The sequence below is a fragment of the Methylobacterium sp. genome (genome assembly GCF_019745455.1).
Classification (GTDB): domain Bacteria; phylum Pseudomonadota; class Alphaproteobacteria; order Rhizobiales; family Beijerinckiaceae; genus Methylobacterium.
In genome coordinates, this window is the sequence record NZ_JAIETD010000049.1 from 1 (window position 1) to 16,956 (window position 16,956).

Annotated in this window: 15 protein-coding genes; 7 read left to right on the forward strand and 8 right to left on the reverse strand. The window is 67.3% G+C overall.

What is annotated here, in order from left to right; genetic code table 11:
- Nucleotides 1-851, reverse strand: an 851-nt coding sequence (locus K2Y56_RS11710; protein ID WP_292507565.1) for a YsnF/AvaK domain-containing protein, incomplete at its 3' end; no start/stop codon positions are given.
- Nucleotides 848-1,300 (reverse strand): YsnF/AvaK domain-containing protein, encoded by a 453-nt coding sequence (locus tag K2Y56_RS11715; RefSeq protein WP_292507621.1) that lies wholly within the window; start codon nt 1,298-1,300, stop codon nt 848-850. The genes K2Y56_RS11715 and K2Y56_RS11710, both read right to left, overlap by 4 nt.
- 385 nt (nt 1,301-1,685) lie before the next feature.
- Between K2Y56_RS11715 and K2Y56_RS11720 the strand changes: the two genes are divergently transcribed.
- The 5 genes from K2Y56_RS11720 to gltX are packed head-to-tail and all read left to right on the forward strand — an operon-like array spanning nt 1,686 to nt 5,815.
- Complete coding sequence (locus K2Y56_RS11720) at nt 1,686-2,381, forward strand: ABC transporter permease (RefSeq protein ID WP_292507566.1); 696 nt, start codon at nt 1,686-1,688, stop codon at nt 2,379-2,381.
- Nucleotides 2,378-3,103 carry a phosphate ABC transporter ATP-binding protein gene (locus K2Y56_RS11725; protein WP_292507567.1) on the forward strand — a complete coding sequence of 242 codons (726 nt, stop codon included), beginning with the start codon at nt 2,378-2,380 and terminating at the stop codon, nt 3,101-3,103. The genes K2Y56_RS11720 and K2Y56_RS11725 overlap by 4 nt, the downstream gene beginning before the upstream one ends.
- A complete protein-coding gene (locus tag K2Y56_RS11730; RefSeq protein ID WP_292507568.1) occupies nt 3,076-3,930 on the forward strand; it encodes a substrate-binding domain-containing protein in 855 nt (284 codons plus the stop codon). Before K2Y56_RS11725 ends, K2Y56_RS11730 begins: the two co-directional genes overlap by 28 nt.
- Before the next feature lie 5 nt (nt 3,931-3,935).
- On the forward strand, nt 3,936-4,448 hold the full coding sequence (locus K2Y56_RS11735; protein WP_292507569.1) for a GNAT family N-acetyltransferase: 513 nt from the start codon (nt 3,936-3,938) through the stop codon (nt 4,446-4,448).
- A 20-nt stretch (nt 4,449-4,468) separates the two neighbouring features.
- Entirely contained in the window at nt 4,469-5,815 is a 1,347-nt protein-coding gene (gltX, locus tag K2Y56_RS11740; protein ID WP_292507570.1) for a glutamate--tRNA ligase, read from the forward strand.
- Between the two features lie 168 nt (nt 5,816-5,983).
- Here gltX and K2Y56_RS11745 read toward each other — a convergent pair whose 3' ends face one another.
- The 5 genes from K2Y56_RS11745 to K2Y56_RS11765 form a co-directional block, all read right to left on the reverse strand.
- A complete protein-coding gene (locus K2Y56_RS11745) occupies nt 5,984-7,780 on the reverse strand; it encodes a hypothetical protein (RefSeq protein WP_292507571.1) in 1,797 nt (598 codons plus the stop codon).
- Nucleotides 7,781-8,361: 581 nt separating this feature from the next.
- A complete protein-coding gene (locus K2Y56_RS11750; RefSeq protein WP_292507572.1) occupies nt 8,362-9,633 on the reverse strand; it encodes a hemolysin family protein in 1,272 nt (423 codons plus the stop codon).
- A 126-nt stretch (nt 9,634-9,759) separates the two neighbouring features.
- Nucleotides 9,760-10,962, reverse strand: a complete 1,203-nt coding sequence (locus K2Y56_RS11755) for an MFS transporter (RefSeq protein ID WP_292507573.1) — start codon at nt 10,960-10,962, stop codon at nt 9,760-9,762.
- 180 nt (nt 10,963-11,142) lie between these two features.
- On the reverse strand, nt 11,143-13,161 hold the full coding sequence (locus tag K2Y56_RS11760) for an OmpA family protein (protein WP_292507574.1): 2,019 nt from the start codon (nt 13,159-13,161) through the stop codon (nt 11,143-11,145).
- A gap of 82 nt (nt 13,162-13,243) precedes the next feature.
- Nucleotides 13,244-14,371, reverse strand: a complete 1,128-nt coding sequence (locus K2Y56_RS11765; RefSeq protein WP_292507575.1) for a DUF2865 domain-containing protein — start codon at nt 14,369-14,371, stop codon at nt 13,244-13,246.
- A 128-nt stretch (nt 14,372-14,499) separates the two neighbouring features.
- On the opposite strand from K2Y56_RS11765, the gene K2Y56_RS11770 reads away from it, so the two are divergent.
- Nucleotides 14,500-14,976 carry a CreA family protein gene (locus K2Y56_RS11770; RefSeq protein ID WP_292507622.1) on the forward strand — a complete coding sequence of 159 codons (477 nt, stop codon included), beginning with the start codon at nt 14,500-14,502 and terminating at the stop codon, nt 14,974-14,976.
- Nucleotides 14,977-14,994: 18 nt separating this feature from the next.
- Here K2Y56_RS11770 and K2Y56_RS11775 read toward each other — a convergent pair whose 3' ends face one another.
- Entirely contained in the window at nt 14,995-15,315 is a 321-nt protein-coding gene (locus K2Y56_RS11775; protein WP_292507576.1) for a hypothetical protein, read from the reverse strand.
- A 235-nt stretch (nt 15,316-15,550) separates the two neighbouring features.
- On the opposite strand from K2Y56_RS11775, the gene cysS reads away from it, so the two are divergent.
- On the forward strand, nt 15,551-16,933 hold the full coding sequence (gene cysS / locus K2Y56_RS11780; RefSeq protein WP_292507577.1) for a cysteine--tRNA ligase: 1,383 nt from the start codon (nt 15,551-15,553) through the stop codon (nt 16,931-16,933).
- Nucleotides 16,934-16,956: the final 23 nt, after the last annotated feature.

The following is a 16,956-nucleotide window of genomic DNA, read 5'->3' on the forward strand; positions in this document are numbered from 1 at the left end:
CCGGTCTTGTCCGTGGTGCCGGTCCGGCTGATCTGGCCGCGCTCGTCCTCGACCTCGACCTCTGTGCGGCGCACGGTGTCGGTGACGGTCTCGGTGCGGTCGCTGGCCTCCTTGCGCAGGCCGACCTCCTCGACGACGCGGGCATCCTTGGAGACCACCGCCTCCTCCGACCGCGTCCTGGCCTCGATGGTCTTCTCTTCGAACAGGCGCTCGTCGCTCGGAGTCGGGGCCCGGTCTACGGGGCGGCGCTCCACATGGACGCTCTCGTCGCGCAGGGTGACCTGCTCGTTCACCGGCGTGTCGATCACGTAGGAACGGACCCGGACTCGGCCGCCCTCGGCGACGCGCTTGCGGACCCGCAGGTTCTCCTCGACCACCGGAATGGTCTCGTCGCGGCCGGCCGACGTGCCTGAGGTTGGACTGCCGCCCGCCGCGGCGGCCGAGGTGCCGCCGTGGACCGCGCTGGAGCCGCTGGTGTATCCGGTCCAGCCTTCCTTGCGCCAGGAAGCCTCGCGCTCGTCCAGGGAAACGGCGCCGACGGATTCGAGCAGGTCCGAGACGCGATCGACGTGTCCGGCTTCGGTACTGACGCTGACAAGCGTACCGCCGCGGCTCAAACCCTCGGAATAGGTGTAGCGATCCTCTTCCGGTAGAAGGAAGTCCTTGAGGGAGTTCCAGAACCCGCCGGAATCCTTGGTGTGGTCGTAGGATCCGCTGGTAGTACGGCTCGTCGCCTCCGCACCTGGCACGAGACGAATCGTGTCGCGGGCGATGCCGGCTTGCACCAGCTTCTCGATCGCCGTCTCGGCCTCTCCGCGGCTGTCGAACAGGGCGGTCACGGTCTGGGTCATGGCGTCGTCTCCTCGTTCGGCTCGTGTTGCTTGAGATGGAGGGGCTGGCCGTCGGGGCCGAGATGTTCGACCACGGCTGCTTGCTTGCGCAGCGTCACCGGAACCTCGACATCCTCGCCCGATGTCGTCTGGCGGATGTGAATCTCCTCCCTGAGGACGAGGCGTTTCTCGACAACGAGTACCTCCTCCAGCACGGGGATGATCGTGACGCCCCCCTCGGTTCGGACCTGAGGCGCCGTCTCGCCTTCCGCGATGACGCGGTCGACAGGCAGGCGGCTGACGCCGACGGCGTCGCCTCGCAGCGTCTCGCGCAGCACCTCCTCGATAATCTCCGTTCGCGTGCTGACCCGGATCCGGTCTCCATCGACGGATGTCTTGTCGATGCGGACCCGCTCTTCGGCGAGCGCGATGACGGGATCGGCTTCGGTCGTGGACCGCGGCCGATCCATCGAGTCTGCCGTGATGTCGGCTGAGCCGGAACGAACCTCGTCGTGACCCGACGCGACGGTGTCGTAGGCGGTGACGCTTTGCTTAATCATCGGCCTCCCCTCACTCGGCGAGTTGAACCGCCGGAGGCCATTTCAGTTCCGTGTATGTTATGTGAAATAACATCTGTTAAGCTTCTGAAACATCAGCTATTTCGGCTCCGGCCACGCTATAAGACTCGGAGACGGCAGGGAAAATCCCTTTGCTTTGAACACATAATAAAGATCTGGGCTGCAGGCGCTTCGGGGACGCCCGAGCAATTCTTAAACGACGATCAGGAGGGGGATTTTCCACCGTTCTGGCGATCACCGTAGCCGGATCGCGCCGCGCGGTGGTATCGACAGTCGGATGCTTCAGACCGTCAGCGAGGCGCTCACGCTCCTCGGCACCCTCGATCAGGATGTGGTGGCCATCGCGGCACTGTCGCTTCGCGTCAGTGCCTCGGCAGTGCTCGTGGCCGCCCTCGTCGGCATTCCGCTTGGCGCTCTCGTGGCCCTCGCCGAGTGGCCTGGCCGTCAGGTGCTGGTGACCCTGCTGAACGCCGCCATGGGCCTGCCGCCGGTGATCATCGGCCTGATCCTCTACCTGATGCTGTCTCGCTCCGGTCCTCTCGGGTCCTTGGGTCTCCTGTTCACCCCGACGGCCATGATCGCCGCGCAGGCCGTGCTGGTGACTCCCCTGGTCGCCGCCCTCGCCCGCCAGACCATCGCCGATGCGAACGCCAGTCTCGGCGAGCAGCTCCGGTCGCTCCGCCTCTCGCTGGCACAACGGGTTCTCGTGCTGATCTACGACGTCCGCTTCTCGCTGGTGACGATCGTCCTCGCCGCCTTCGGTCGGGCGATATCCGAGATCGGCGCTGTGCTGGTGGTCGGCGGCAACATCGCCGGCCATACCCGCACGATGACGACGGCGATTTCGCTGGAAACTCAAAAGGGCGACCTGGCCCTTGCGCTGGCCTTCGGCCTCGTCCTGATGGGACTTGTCGTGGCCGTGAACGCCACTGCCGCGATGCTGAAATCCTTCGCCCTGCGCGCATACGGATGAGCGCCGTGCCCTCCATACGCATCGAGGGTCTGCGCTACGAAGCCGGCGGACGTACGATCATCGACGGCCTCGATCTCGTCCTGCCGGGGCGCGGGATTACCGCGATCATCGGCCCGAACGGCGCGGGCAAGAGCGTCACCCTTCGGCTCATCGACGGGCTGTTGCGGCCGCAGGCCGGCACGATCCGGATCGGAGAGGGCGAGGATGTCCGCCGTGCCTTCGTGTTCCAGCGCCCGACCCTGATCCGCGCCAGCGCTGCCCGCAACGTCGCCGTCGCGCTTGCACCGCTCGGCCTGACGCGAGCGGAGCGGAAGGACAGGGTCGAGGCGGCCCTGCGCCGTGTCGGCCTGTTCGACCGAGCCGACGACCCGGCACTCAAGCTGTCCGGTGGCGAGCAGCAGCGCCTGGCTCTCGCCAGGGCCTGGGCGACGCGGCCCGGCCTCCTCCTCCTCGACGAGCCGACCGCAAGCCTCGACCCGGCCGCCACCGAACGGATGGAGCGTCTCGTCGCCGAGATGGCGGGGGAGGGCATCGCCATCATCCTGGTGTCGCATAATCTCGGGCAGGTTGCGCGGCTCGCCCAAGAGGTCGTCGTCCTTGCCGCCGGCCGCGTGGTCGAGCAGGGTGCCATCCGTCAGATCTTGAGCCAGCCGCATTCGCCGGAGGCGAAGGCCTATATTCGGGGAGAATACGAATGGGTTTCCACCGCCGCGGCGTCCTGAGCCTCTGCCTCGCACTTGCTCTCGCCTGGCCTGCGGTCCTGGCCGGGAGGGCTCGGGCCGAGCCGGCCGAGACGATCACCGTCGCCTCCACCACCTCCACCGAGCAATCGGGCCTGTTCAAGCACCTGCTGCCCGTCTTCACCGCGGCCAAGAACATCGGCGTCAAGGTGGTGGCCCTCGGCACCGGACAGGCCCTCGACGTCGGGCGTCGCGGCGACGCGGACGTCGTCTTCGTCCACGACACCAAGGCCGAGGAGGCGTTCCTGGCGGAAGGGTTCGCGTCGAAGCGCCAGGACGTCATGTACAACGATTTCGTCATCGTCGGACCCAAATCCGATCCGGCAAGGGCCGGCGGCAAGGACGTGCTCGAAGCCTTGCGACGGATCGCGGCGGCGAAAGCCCCCTTCATCTCCCGGGGCGACCGTTCCGGTACCCACGCGGCTGAGCTGCGCTACTGGAAGGCTGCCGATGTCGACGTCGCTGCCACCAAGGGCGAATGGTACAAGGAGATCGGCCAGGGGATGGGGCCGGCGCTCAACACCGCCTCCGCCTCGAACGCCTACCTCCTCTCCGACCGCGGCACCTGGCTCTCCTTCAAGAATCGCGGCGATCTCACCATCCTGGTTGCCGGCGACCGGCGCCTGTTCAACCAGTACGGCGTCATGCTGGTGAATCCGGTCAAGCATCCGCAGGTGAAGGTTGCGGCGGGGCAGGCTTTCATAGACTGGCTCGTGTCGAAGCCCGGCCAGGAGGCGATCGCCAGCTACAAGATCGACGGCGAGCAATTGTTCTTCCCCAACGCGACGCCGGATTCGAAGGGGCAGTAACCGCCGTGATCGTCCGCGACGCCGAACGCGCCGATATGGCGGGCGTGCAAGCCATCTACGCGGGCTACGTCACGGGATCGCTCGCGAGTTTCGAGGAGACGGTCCCGTCCCTGCCCGAGATGCGGTCCCGGTTCGAGGCGATCCGGGCCGGCGGCTTTCCCTACCTCGTCGCGGAGGGGGAGGCGGGGCTCCTCGGCTACGCCTATGCTGGTCCCTATCGCACCCGTTCGGCCTATCGCCATACGCTGGAGAGCTCGGTCTACGTCGCCGAGGGGCGCCGCGGCGGCGGCATCGGCTCGGCGCTGATGGCCGCGCTCATCGCCCGCTGCGAGGCCGGCCCCTGGCGCCAGATGATCGCGATCATCACGACCCTGCCGGAGGCGCCCGCCTCGCCCTCCATCCTCCTGCACACCCGCCTCGGCTTTCGCATCGTCGGCACCCTGAGCGAGGTCGGGTTCAAGCAGGGGCGCTGGGTCGACACCACGGTGATGCAGCGGCCTCTGGCGCCAAGTCCGTGAAAATCGGCTAGAGGGCGGGCATGAATGCTCCCCTCGTCCGCTTCGCGCCCTCGCCCACGGGCTACCTCCATATCGGCAATGCCCGGCCGGCGCTCCTCAACGCGCTATTCGCCTTGCGCCACGGTGGCCGTTTCCTCCTGCGCCTCGACGATACCGATGCCGAGCGTTCCACGGAGGAATTCGCCCGCGCGATCGAGGAAGACCTCGCATGGCTCGGTATCGTGCCGGATCTCCGGGCGCGCCAGTCCGAGCGCGCCGCGATCCACGATGCCGCGGCTGAGCGCCTGAAGGCGGCGGGACGGCTCTATCCGGCTTACGAGACCCAGGAGGAGCTCGAGCGCCGGCGCCGGCGCCAGCTCGGGCGTGGGCAGCCGCCGATCTACGATCGCGCCGCCCTCGAACTGACGGAGGCCGACCGCGCCGCCCTGGAGGCGGAGGGGCGCAAGCCCCATTGGCGCTTCAAGCTCGATGCGCGCAGCGTCGCTTGGAACGACCTTGTACGAGGCGAAGCCCATGTCGACTGCGCCTCGCTCTCGGACCCCGTCCTGATCCGGGCCGACGGCACCTACCTCTACACCCTACCCTCCGTCGTGGACGACGCCGACCTCGGAATCACCCACGTCATCCGCGGCGAGGATCACGTCACCAATACCGGCGTGCAGGTGCAGATCTTCGAGGCTTTGGGCTATCCAGTCCCGGCCTTCGGGCACCACAACCTCCTTACCACCATCGACGGCGAGGGCCTGTCGAAGCGCCTCGGCCATCTTTCGCTGAGGGGCCTTCGCGACGACGGGTTCGAGCCGGCGGCGGTGCGTTCGCTCGCCGTGCTCACCGGCTCGGCCGAGGCGGTGCGGGCGGTCGCCACCATGGACGAACTCGCCGCGCTCACCGACCTCGCTCAGATCTCCCGCGCGCCGGCCAAATTCGATCCGCACGAGCTCGACGGCCTCAACGCACGCCTGATCCACGCCATGCCGTTCGAGGAGGCCCACGACCGGCTCGCCGCCATGGGCGTGCCCGGTGACCGCGCCGAGGCGTTCTGGAGCGCGGTCCGGGCAAACCTCGCCAAGTTCGCGGAGGCCGGCGACTGGTGGAAGGTCGTGGCAGGCCCGGTGACGCCTTCCGTCGCCGACCCCGCCTTCATCGCCAAGGCCGCAGAGCTGCTGCCGCCCGAACCCTGGGACGGCGAGACCTGGAAGGCGTGGACCAGCGCCGTGAAGACCGCCACGGGCGCCAAGGGCAAGGGGCTGTTCATGCCGTTGCGCCTCGCGATCACCGGTCTCGAGCACGGTCCCGATCTCGCCGGCCTGCTGCCGCTGATCGGTCGCGATGAACTGTCGCGGCGTCTCTCGGGGAAGGCTGCGTGACGAGATGCGGCCCGCCGGTTTCCGCGTGTCCGGCGCCGCCACGGATGCTCCGCCTCGGGTCTGACCCGAAGGGTAGGGCGGTCCGTGCGGGCCCTGCGACCACGGTGCGCGACAGGCTGGCCGGCGGTGACGCGGTTCGCACCGGTCGGCCGCACACCACCAGCGAGTTCACGCGAACTGGATCTGCGTGACGCTGAGGTCGTCGACGTTGAAGTGCGTCAGTGTGATCGATGCCGACCCCAATTTGAGGACTGCATCGTCGCCGACTTGGCGGAAAGCGGCGAGGGCGTCCTGGGCCGAATCGAACAGGGACGCGTCGAAGGCGAGAACGTCGTGTCCTTCTGCGCCCGCGTTGAAATCCGCGATCGTATCCCGGCCGAGAACGCCGGCAACGAAGTCGAAGACGTCATCGCCCGCACCCCCCGTGAGGATGTCGTTGCCGGCGCCGCCAGTTAGCCGATCCTCGTCGAGGCCGCCGAAGAGGCGATCGTCGCCCCCATCGCCGCGCAGAATGTCGTTGCCCTTTCCGCCATGGATCAGATCGTTACCGTTGCCGCCCTTCACGGTGTCGTTGCCGCCGAGCGCGAAGATCGCGTCGGCGCCACCGGTGCCGGAGAGGGTGTCCTTACCCGCCGTGCCCTCGCGATGGCCGGCGTAACGGATGTCCGGCGCAAAGAAAGAACTCGAATCGAGACGGTCCTGGCGAACTGCGTAGGTCTGCGCAAACAGTTCCCCGAACTGGATCTGCTCGACGGAGACCAGCTCCTCCAGGCCGGACTCGCCGATGCGGTCGAGCATGTAGACTGTACCGTCCGAGAGTCGGTATGCCGAATAGTCCCTTGCCGTGCCGGCGAGCTCGACGGTGTCAAATCCTTCCCCACCGTGCACTGTGTCACTGCCGGACGAGAGGCGGAACCGGTCGTCGCCGCCAAAGCCGTCGAGGTAATCGCCAGATCGGCCATCGCGAAGCAAATCGCCTTTCGCCGTGCCGAGGATGAAGGCCGGATCTCCGAAGTGGCTCGATGTGGGGCGATCGACGTCCCCCACCCAAGTCGAGCCGCGCGTCAGCCCGCTGAGCTGAGAAACCACGACGGTGCTGTCCGTCTCGATGATGTCGTAGAAGCTCGACGCCCCGATGCGATCGATCACAGGATCGAACAGTCTGGTCAGATGCGCGTTCCAGCCTCCGATCAAGTTCAAGATGCCGAAAGGACCAAAGGGTGATTGCTGGCTGGCGTAGAAGTCGTTGAACAAGACGACATTATCGCTCGAAGAGCCGAACTCCTTATCTTCGTTGATGAGCGCTTCGCGGACAAGGTTCTTAACACTGTCGTCCGAATCGCCCACTACTCGGTAAACGACGTCGTTCTCGGCTCCGAAATTAAGGATTCGATCGCTGTTGTCATAGATCGTCGGCGACGAAAAGCCGAAGAAGTTGCTGCTGGCGTAGAAACCCTCACTGAAATCTTCTGCCCTCTCCGCCAGGATGTTGGTTGCCCCTCCACCCAAGCTATACCCGGTCACCACGACATCGCTGCCCGAGAGCTTGTTCGCCTGGGCGAAAGCCGCCGTCGCGTCGAGAAGATAGCGGAACTCGTCCATATAGGCGCCCTGGACCAGCTTCAGGTAGTCGGGAAGGTCGCCCAGGTCGTTGGTCCCTGCAAAGGACACCGAGATTCGGGTGAGATTGCCCTTGTCGTCAAAACACCCAAGGATCTTGGCCTGCGCCGCCTTCGAACCCGACCCTGTGAAAAAGCCCAGTCGATCGACGGTGTCCGACGAAAGACCGAGTTCCGCCGCAGTGAGGTCGCGCCATCCCGGGGGCAGCGGGCCATCTCCGTCCGAGCTGAAGTCAAGCGCGCCGCCACTTTGGATGATTGACGGTATGATGGTGTAGGCGGCGAGATGGAACGCCTCGGAAACCTCGGCTCGGGCGTCGCGATCTTTGTATTCGAATATAGGCATATCCGTCACCCCCCTAGATCTTCGCTGGCTTATTGTATGCGTGATAGAATGCCTTAAACCAAATAGAGGTCAATGGAGAATACTACTTATGGGTGGATCACCCCATCGGCGGATAGAGGGTTATCCTATCTTTATCCATGATTTTGAATGCGAATCGCAGAAACGTGCGGTCGGAGAGGCGACCCAAGTCTTGCTTCAGGACGGAATAACGTAAAATCCGGCTTGGAATGAGCAGCGACCATCATGGGAGACCCGAGAAAATGTCTGATGCTCTCTCGGATCACCGGTGGGTCCGGCCACTTCCGACACGTAACTCTCGTGCGCCTGACCCAAGCTGCCTCGACGATGCAGAACAGGGGTTCGTCGCCCTCATCATGGCGTTCCGTCTGCGCCGCCCTGCGACGCAAGGCGGCATCCGTCATGTGCTCAAGACGGCGGCGCGTGTGGCGACTGCCTTCGCCCGCCCGCTACGTCCAGACTTTTCCCACGCCCCTCATCGGGCGGTACCATGAATGTTGGAGCATCACCCGAAAGTCGGTCGCCGGCTTTCGGCAAAAGGCGGATTTTCTCAGTGACCGCCTTCACATGATCCGCGACACCAGGATCTTGTCCACCCGGCGCCCGTCGAGGTCGACGACCTCGAAGCGCCAGCCGGAGATCTCACAGACCTCTCCGGTTTCGGGCAGGCGCTGGAGCCGGTCGATGACGAGGCCGGCGGCGGTCTCGTAGTCGCGGCTCGATTCCAGCTTGATCCCGAGCTGGTCGGCCATCTCGTCCACCGGCATCCAGCCGGCGATGAGCCAGGAGCCGTCCTGGCGCTGGACGGATTCGGGCTCGGGGTCCTCCGAATGGAAGGCGCCCGCGATGGCGTCGAGGATGTCGGCCGGTGTCACGAGGCCGTCGAAATGGCCGTATTCATCGTGAATGAGGGCCATCGGCACCTCCGCGGCCTGGAGCGCTGTGAGCGCGTCGAGGGCGTCGAGGGTGTCGGGCAGGACCGGGGCCTTGCGGATGTAATTGCGCAGGCTGAAATCCGTGTTCTCCATCAGCGGCTTGACGATCTCGCGAATCTGCACGACGCCGAGCATGTTGTCCGGGTTGCTCTGGCAGACCGGCATCCGCGAATGGGGCGATTCGAGCAGGATCGCGTGGATCTCGGCCGGGTCCTTGTCGAGGTCGATCCAGCGGACGTCGGTACGCGGCGTCATCACGCCTCGCACGGCCCGGTCGCCAAGGCGCAGCACTCCGGCGATCATCTTGCGCTCGTCAGTCTCGATCACGCCGGCGGTCTCCGCCTCGGCGACGATGCTGCGGATCTCCTCTTCGGTCACTGCGCTGGCGCTCGCCGTCTCCTGCCCGAGCAGGCGGAACACGGCCCGGGTCGAGGCGTCCAGGAGCCAGACCGCGGGCAGGGCGACGCGCGAGATCATCCGCATCGTCGGCGCCACCATGCAGGCGATGCCTTCGGGATCGCGCAAAGCCACATGCTTGGGCACGAGTTCGCCGATGATGACCGACAGGTACGTGATGGCGGCGATGACGAGGCCATAGCCGAGGGGATCCGCCACGGCCTTGGACAAGCCCGCTTCCCCGAGGATCTCCGTGAGGCGCTCGCCAAGCGCCGCGCCCGAGACCGCGCCGGACAGGATGCCGACGAGGGTGATACCGATCTGGACGGTGGAGAGGAACCGGCCCGGCTCCTCGGCGAGTGCGAGCGCCGCCTTCGCGCCGGGGCGATGCGCCTCCACCATGGTCCGGAGCCGCGCCTTGCGCGACGAGACCACGGCGAGCTCCGACAGGGCGAAGGCTCCGTTGAGGAGAATGAGCGCGACGGCGACGGCGAGTTCGATCACGAGCTGTGACGTAGAGCCGGAACCGCCTCAAACAGCGCGCCGGGCTTCCTCTTCCAGGACAGGGCCGCCCGTAGATGGAACCGGCGGTCGGCGAGGTCAACGGCCTTCACGGCATTTCCCGCACGATCACGATCCCAGCGGGGCGAGCCGCGACAGGCGCAGGGCGACGAGAAGGGCCAGGATGTAGAGGCTGCCGAAGAACACGACGATGCCGGTCCATCCGGAATGGGCGAAGAACAAGCCGCCAGCCGTCCCGAGCACCGACGAGCCGAGATAGTACATGCAAAGATAGATCGATGATGCCTGGGCCCGGTCGGTGAGGGCACGGCGCCCGACCCAGGAACTCGCCACCGAATGAGCGCCGAAAAAGCTCACCGTGACGACGACGATGCCGGCGATGATGAGGACGAGGTTGGTCGACGCCGTCATGGCGATGCCGGCGAGACCGAGGACGATCGCGAGCCAGAGTACCTTGCGGCGCCCGAGCCGCGTCGCGATCTCGCCGGTGACCGCCGAACTCAACGTGCCGGCGAGGTAGACCACGAAGATCGCGCCGATGGCGGTCTGGCTCAGCGAGTAGGGCGGGTCGAGGAGCCGGAAGCCGATATAGTTGTAGACGCAGACGAACCCGCCCATCAGCAGGAACGGCTCGGCGAAGAGCCAGGGCAGACCCGGATCGCGGAAGTGTCCGCCGAAGGTTCCGGGCACCTCGCGCCACGCCATGCGATGGGCCGAAAATCGCCGAGAGGGCGGCAGCAGACGCCAGAACGCGATCGCGGCGATCAGGGCGAGAATGCCGATGGTGCCGAGGCCGAGCCGCCACGAGGCGTGATCGGTGATGATGCCCGCCACCAAGCGGCCGACCATGCCGCCCAGCGCGTTGCCGCCGATGAGGAGGCCCATCGAGAGCCCGATGGCGCGGGTGTCCATCTCCTCGCTCAGGTAGGCCATCGCAACAGCCGGCAATCCGCTCGCCGCGAAGCCCGTGAGAGCCCTCAGCGCGAGGAAGCCGTACCAGCCCGGCACCAGCACGGCGACGAGGGTGAGGATCGCCGAGGCGAAGAGCGAAGCCGTCATCACCGGCTTGCGGCCCCAGATTTCCGAGAGCGGGCTGACGACGAGGAGCGCGACGGCGAGCGTCGCGCAGGGCGCCGACAGGGCGAGGCTGCTCTCGGCCGGCGAGATCTGGAACTCGTCGGAGAAGACCGGCATCAGCGGCTGAACGCCGTAGAGCACCGCGAATGTCGAGAAGCCGGCGGCGAAGAGGGCGATCGTGGTCCGGCGGAAGGCGGGCGTCCCTGATGCGATCCGCGGCGGCCCGTCATCCATGCGTGTGACTCCCAACGCGCATCCCAATCCGCAACCTCATCCTGAGGTGCCGAAGCGGAGCGGAGGCCTCGAAGGAGGCCTCCAGTTCGCGCGGCGATGCCGGGAGAGCTCCTTCGAGGCCCGCTGACGCGGGCACCTCAGGATGAGGGACGTCAACTGGACCGGCGAATCAAGTCCGTCTCACCGAGGCGGCGATGCGGCCTCGCTCTGCTGCTGGATCAGCGGCGTGATCCGGCGGACGGTGACGCGGCGGTTCTCGCGCGAGGGTCCCTCCGTGTTCACCTTCAGGTTCTGCTCGCCGTAGCCCTGCGTCGTCAGATTCTCCGGCGGCACCTGGAAGTTCTGTGTCAGCACCGCCGCCACCGACTGGGCGCGCCGGTCGGAGAGCGAGAGGTTGTCGACGTCGTTGCCGACGGCGTCGGTATAGCCCTCGATCAGGAACACCTCCTGCGGGTTGGCGCGGATCGCCTGGTTGACGGCGGCCGCGATCGTCGAGAGCCGGGAGGCCTGGTCCGGCGTCACCGTGAACGAGCCGGTCTCGAAGGTGATCGAGTCGATGTCGATGCTGCGCATGCGGGCCCGCAGCTGCGGGCTGTAGCGAACCTGGTCGAGGGTGTAGCGACGGTCCACGGCCTCCACCGGCGGCGCCGAAAGGGTCTCGTAGACCGTGCGCTCGTCGGCACCCTCGTAATCGAGGATGTAGCGGTCGCGCGGGATACGGAGTGCCGGAGGGGGCAGGTCGACGACGTCCTCGTAGACCGGCCGGCGCGGGCCGAAGGAATTGTCGATGATGACCACCTCGCGGCCGTCGCGGAACCGGCGCGACCGACGCAGCAGGCGGCCGTCATCGTCGACGATGGTCACGATCTGCTCGCCGCCGGGCCGGTTGAGATACGTGATCGTATCGGATCCGCGCCTCTCGCTGCGGAATCCCCGGCGGTCGAGATCGCGGAACCGCTCGTTCTCGTCATGACGGATGAAGGTGCGGTCGCGGTCGCGCACGATGATGCGGCCGGGCTCGCGGATATAGGTGCGGCCGTCCTCGGTGAACTCGCGCCGGTCGCGGCGGACTTGGTCGTAGCTGCGCACATCGTTGTCGCTGCGGAATCCGCCTTCGACATAGCCAGGCCGGCCCGGCGTATTGAAGCTGTCGCGCCGGTCGTCGCGGTCGGGCAGTCCGCCCGGCGAGGGTGCGCCCTGGCGGCTGGCTCCGCTGCGTGGATCGGTGGCGTCCCGGTCGAGGCCGGGTCGTAGACGGTCCTGCTGTCCGTCCTCGAGCTGCTGCGGATTGACGGGCCGTCCGGGCACGCCCAGTGCCGTATTGGGCGCAGGAGGCGCGGCCTGTCCGGCCGGTGCGGTACCCGACCGGGGCGGTCCCTCGCGATCGGGAGCCGGCCCCGCTCCCGGCGCCGTCACGGGGCGGCCGGGCACGCCGGGCGCGGTATTCGGAGCGGGTGCGCGCTGGCTTGCCGGCGCGTCTGTGGCGGTCGCTGGTGCCGAGCGATTCCCGGGAACCGCGGGTGTGGTGCCTGGAGCCGCGGTCGGCGCGCCATCGGGACTGCGCTGGCGCGGAACCTCGGGGGGGCGCTGCTGCGTCGCCGGGGGCGCGGCTCCTGGCGCGCGGCGTCCGTTCTCGGCGCCGGGCTCGCGCTCGCGGCGCTGGTCCGGGGTCGTTTCGGGAGCAGTGGGCCGGCGCGTCGGCTCGGTCGCCTGAGGCTCGGGTGTGCGCTGGGCCGGCCGCTCTTGCCGGGAAGGAGCCTCCTGGCGGCTTGGCGCTTCCTGTCGGGCAGGGGTTTCCTGTCGGGCAGGGGTTTCCTGCCGAGCAGGAGCTTCCTGGCGAGCAGGCGGCTCCTGCCGAGACGGGGCCTCGCGCCGGACCGGCGCCTCCGGACGCTCGGGCGCGCTCTGACGCGGCGAAGGCCGCTCGGGGGCTGCCTCGCGTGGCTCCGGCCGACGTTCGCCGCGTGGTTCCGGCCGTTCGCCGCGGGGCTCGGGCCGCTCGGCCGGAGCCCGCTCCGGACGCTCGCCACCGCGCGGACCATCACCGCGCGGACCGTCGCCGCGAGGCTCGCCGCGCTCGCCCTGGGCCAGGAGAAGAATGCCTGGCTGACCTTGGCTTCCAAGGCCGACGGATGGGTCGGCGAGCACCAGGGTCGGGAAAACGGTTCCGGTCAGGAGCAGCAGGCGGAAGGTCCGCATCGTGGGCAATCTCGCGTGGTTGTTGAGCCTTCCGAACCTGAAGGACCGCGGGATCGTTCCAATTTATGGCCTTTTTGCCCCGTCAGGGCACCCCGGTCCGCGTCGGCACGGCGATGATGGTTGGCGCGATGATCCGCACCGGCGCCGGCTCCTGATTGCCCGCGGAGGCGCGGTGCAGGGTCGCGTCGGCCCCCGGCGCGACCGTTTCGGACGGCGACGCATCCGAGACGACGGCGCCGGTGCGGCTTGCCGCGTCGGCCGCGAGACCCGCAGCAGTCTTGTCAGCGCGGCCGACCAGGGTCAGGCGAACCTTGGGACGCGACATCGCCTCGGCCTGCATCGGCGTCACGAAGATGTCGCCCTTGTGCCGCACCAGCATGCTCTCTGCCTTGACGAGGGATTGCGCCCAGGTCTTGCCCTCGGCCTTGCACGAGCAGTTCGGCGTGAAACTCTTCTGGAACTTGAAGGCGTTGGCGAGGGAGGCGTAGGCGCGGTTGCCCTTGATCGCGGCGGCATGGCGCAGGGCGTCGTCGCCATAGGGCATCGAGTAGGCCGCGGCTTCCGTGCCGGGGCACAGTGCCTGGCAGAGCTCGTTGGCGCCTTCCCGACCGTCGGGAAGGTTGGTCATGGGAAAGTAGGCGCCGTCGCACGTGCGCACGCAGACCACCTGAGCGCCGCCGCGGGCGCGCTGGTCGCCGCCGAGGCCCGCCTCGATCGGCCTGCCGCTGTCTGCGCAGGCGGTGGCGATGGCCGTGGTGAGCTGTCTGCGACGTGCGGCGACCACCTCGCCGTTCTCCGAGCCGTAGCCGGCATTGAGGGCGCGGATGCGCTGCTCCACTGCCCCGCATTGCGGAGGCCTGGTGTCGAAGAACAGGAACTTGCCACCCTCGCAGTTGAGGGTGCGGTAATAGGCATTGAGCCGGCCGATCTCATTCTGAAGGGCACGGGCGGTATCGCCCCCGGAATTGAGGTTGGCGAGCTCGACCTTGTAGCGCTGGCACGAATAGGTGTCGGCCTGAGCCGGCATGATGAAGACGAGACCGCCGGCGAGGCCGCATGCGATGGCACGCAGGCGGGCGCCGATCTTCGAGCGGCGAATCGTCGGCAGGCAGATCTTCGGGAGGATCAGCGACACGGCCTGGCTGCAATGGGGGTGGAGCTTGGCGGATCTCTCGGCTACGGCGAGTCGTCGGCGCCGAAGCACGAACATACGTTTAAACGTCCTCGCGAATCTGCGACAGCCTTCCCACATCCGCGCAGGCACCGAATAAGGGGAAAGACGGGATGATGTGGCTTCATGGTCTCACGGCGAAGGCGGCGGCGATCGCCTTCGTGGCGATGGCGGCGGCTCCGGCATGGGTCGCGGAGGACCCCGACCGCATCTTCGACAAGTCGACGGTGTGGCGGCCGCTGACCCCCAACGACAAACTCGTGGTCTACGGCATCGACGATCCGGAGGTGGCCGGCGTCGCCTGCCACTACACGCAGCCGGAAAAGGGCGGGATCAGGGGCTCACTCGGGCTCGCCGAGGACGTGTCCGACATCTCCCTCGCCTGCCGGCAGGTCGGCCCGGTCAGTTTCAAGGGCAAGGACAAGCTGCGCCAGGGCGAGGTCGTGTTCAGCGAGCGACGGTCGCTGATCTTCAAGTCGATGCAGATCGTGCGCGGCTGCGACGTCAAGCGCAACACGCTGATCTACATGGTCTATTCGGACAAGGTCATCCAGGGGTCGCCCAAGAACTCGACCTCGACCGTCCCCCTGATGCCCTGGGGCACCGAGCCGCCGCCGAAATGCGGCGACTTCTTCAAGGAGTGATGGACTCGAGCCCGCCGATCAATCCTGGCAGGTGATCCTGATCGGGGCTTCGACGGGCTTCGCTGGCGTCTCGATCGAGCCCGTATGGTCCTCGGGGGAGGCGATGCCGAACGAGTTGACCGAGGCGAAGCCCTGCGACTCGCACCAGGCATCCGCCACGACCTTGCCGCAGGCGCTGCCGCCTTCGGACAGACAGTCGCCCACGCCGTAGCCGTCGGCCGCCGGGATCAGGAAGGTCTTTTCGACCTTCGCGGGCGCCTTGGCGGTCTGGGCCAGCGCGAGGCTGGAGAACAGGGCGAGGACGAGGCAAGCGCTGAGGCCGGCAGCCGGACGTCGCATGGGTATCCCTTGTCGGCAGATCGGTGTCGAAGATCACGGCGGTCGTGAAAGGAAATCTCGTCGGGGCCGGTAAACAAAGCCTTTCGACGTCGATGCGATCGCGATGCGCTCACCTGGTCGGAGCGTCTCGAATTGATCGCCCTTTTGCGTTAGCCCGGAAGCCGCGCCGCCGCCGTCGCCTTCCCGCAACAGCGGCTGGCCATGCGCGGCGCGGTGAAAGGCGAGAGACGGTTTCATGGATTTGATGTTGCGGCTCTACAACACGCTGACCCGCGAGAAGGCCGCCTTCACGCCGATCCAGCCGAAGAACGTGCGGATCTATGCCTGCGGCCCGACCGTCTACGATGCCGCCCATATCGGCAATGCGCGGCCGATCATCGTCTTCGACCTGCTGTTCCGCCTGCTGCGCCACCTCCATGGCGAGGCGCACGTCACCTATGCCCGCAACGTCACCGACGTCGACGACAAGATCAACGCGCGCGCCGCCGAGCGCGGCATCACCATCCGCGAACTCACCGACGGGACGCTCGCGGCCTTCCACGACGACCTGCGCAAGCTCGGCGTGCTGATGCCCGAGGACGTGAACGTCACCGGCGAGCGCCCCCGCTTCGTCGAGCCGCGGGCCACCGACCACATCGCCGAGATGGTCGCGATCGTGGAACGCCTCGTCGCCTCGGGCCATGCCTACGTCGCCGACGACCATGTCCTGTTCGACGTGCCGAGCATGAGCGATTACGGGGCGCTCTCGAAGCGGCCCCTCGACGAGATGGAGGCGGGTGCCCGCGTCGAGGTCGCCGCCTACAAGCGCTCCTGCCTCGATTTCGTGCTGTGGAAGCCCTCCAAGCCCGGCGAGCCGGCCTGGCCCTCGCCCGGCGGCATCGCCGTGCAGGGCCGACCGGGCTGGCACATCGAATGCTCGGCGATGTCGTGGAAGCACCTCGGCGAAACCTTCGACATTCATGCCGGCGGCATCGACCTTATCTTCCCCCACCACGAGAACGAGGTAGCCCAGTCGCGCTGCTGCTTCGGGACGCCCGTGATGGCCAATGTCTGGCTCCATAACGGCTTCCTGCAGGTCGAGGGGCAGAAGATGTCGAAATCGCTGGGCAACTTCATCACCCTGCGCGAGGTGCTGAAGGACTGGCCCGGCGAGGTGGTCCGCCTCGCGATGCTCAAGACGCATTACCGTCAGCCGATCGACTGGACGTTGCGCGGGCTGGAGGAGGCGTCACGGATGCTCGATCGCTGGTACGCGACCGCCGGTGACGCGGCTCCCGCGCTTGCAGTGCCGGCAGCCGTGCTGGAACCTCTGCTCGACGACCTCAACACCGCCGCCGCTCTCGCAGAGATCCATCGGCTCGACGATCCGGCGACGCTGCGGACCGGGGCGAACCTCATGGGATTCCTCGCTCGCACGCGCTCTGACCGAGAGGCCGCTACCGTCGCGGCCTCGGGTCTCGACGTGGCCGCCGTCGAGGCCCTGATCGAAGAGCGTCTGGCGGCAAGGCGAGCGAAGGACTGGGCCGCATCGGACCGCATTCGCGGCGAACTGGCCGGAATGGGCGTTGCGGTGAAGGACGACAAGGACGGCACTACCACCTGGACGGTGGCGACATGATCGCTCCCGCCGACCGCCATCCC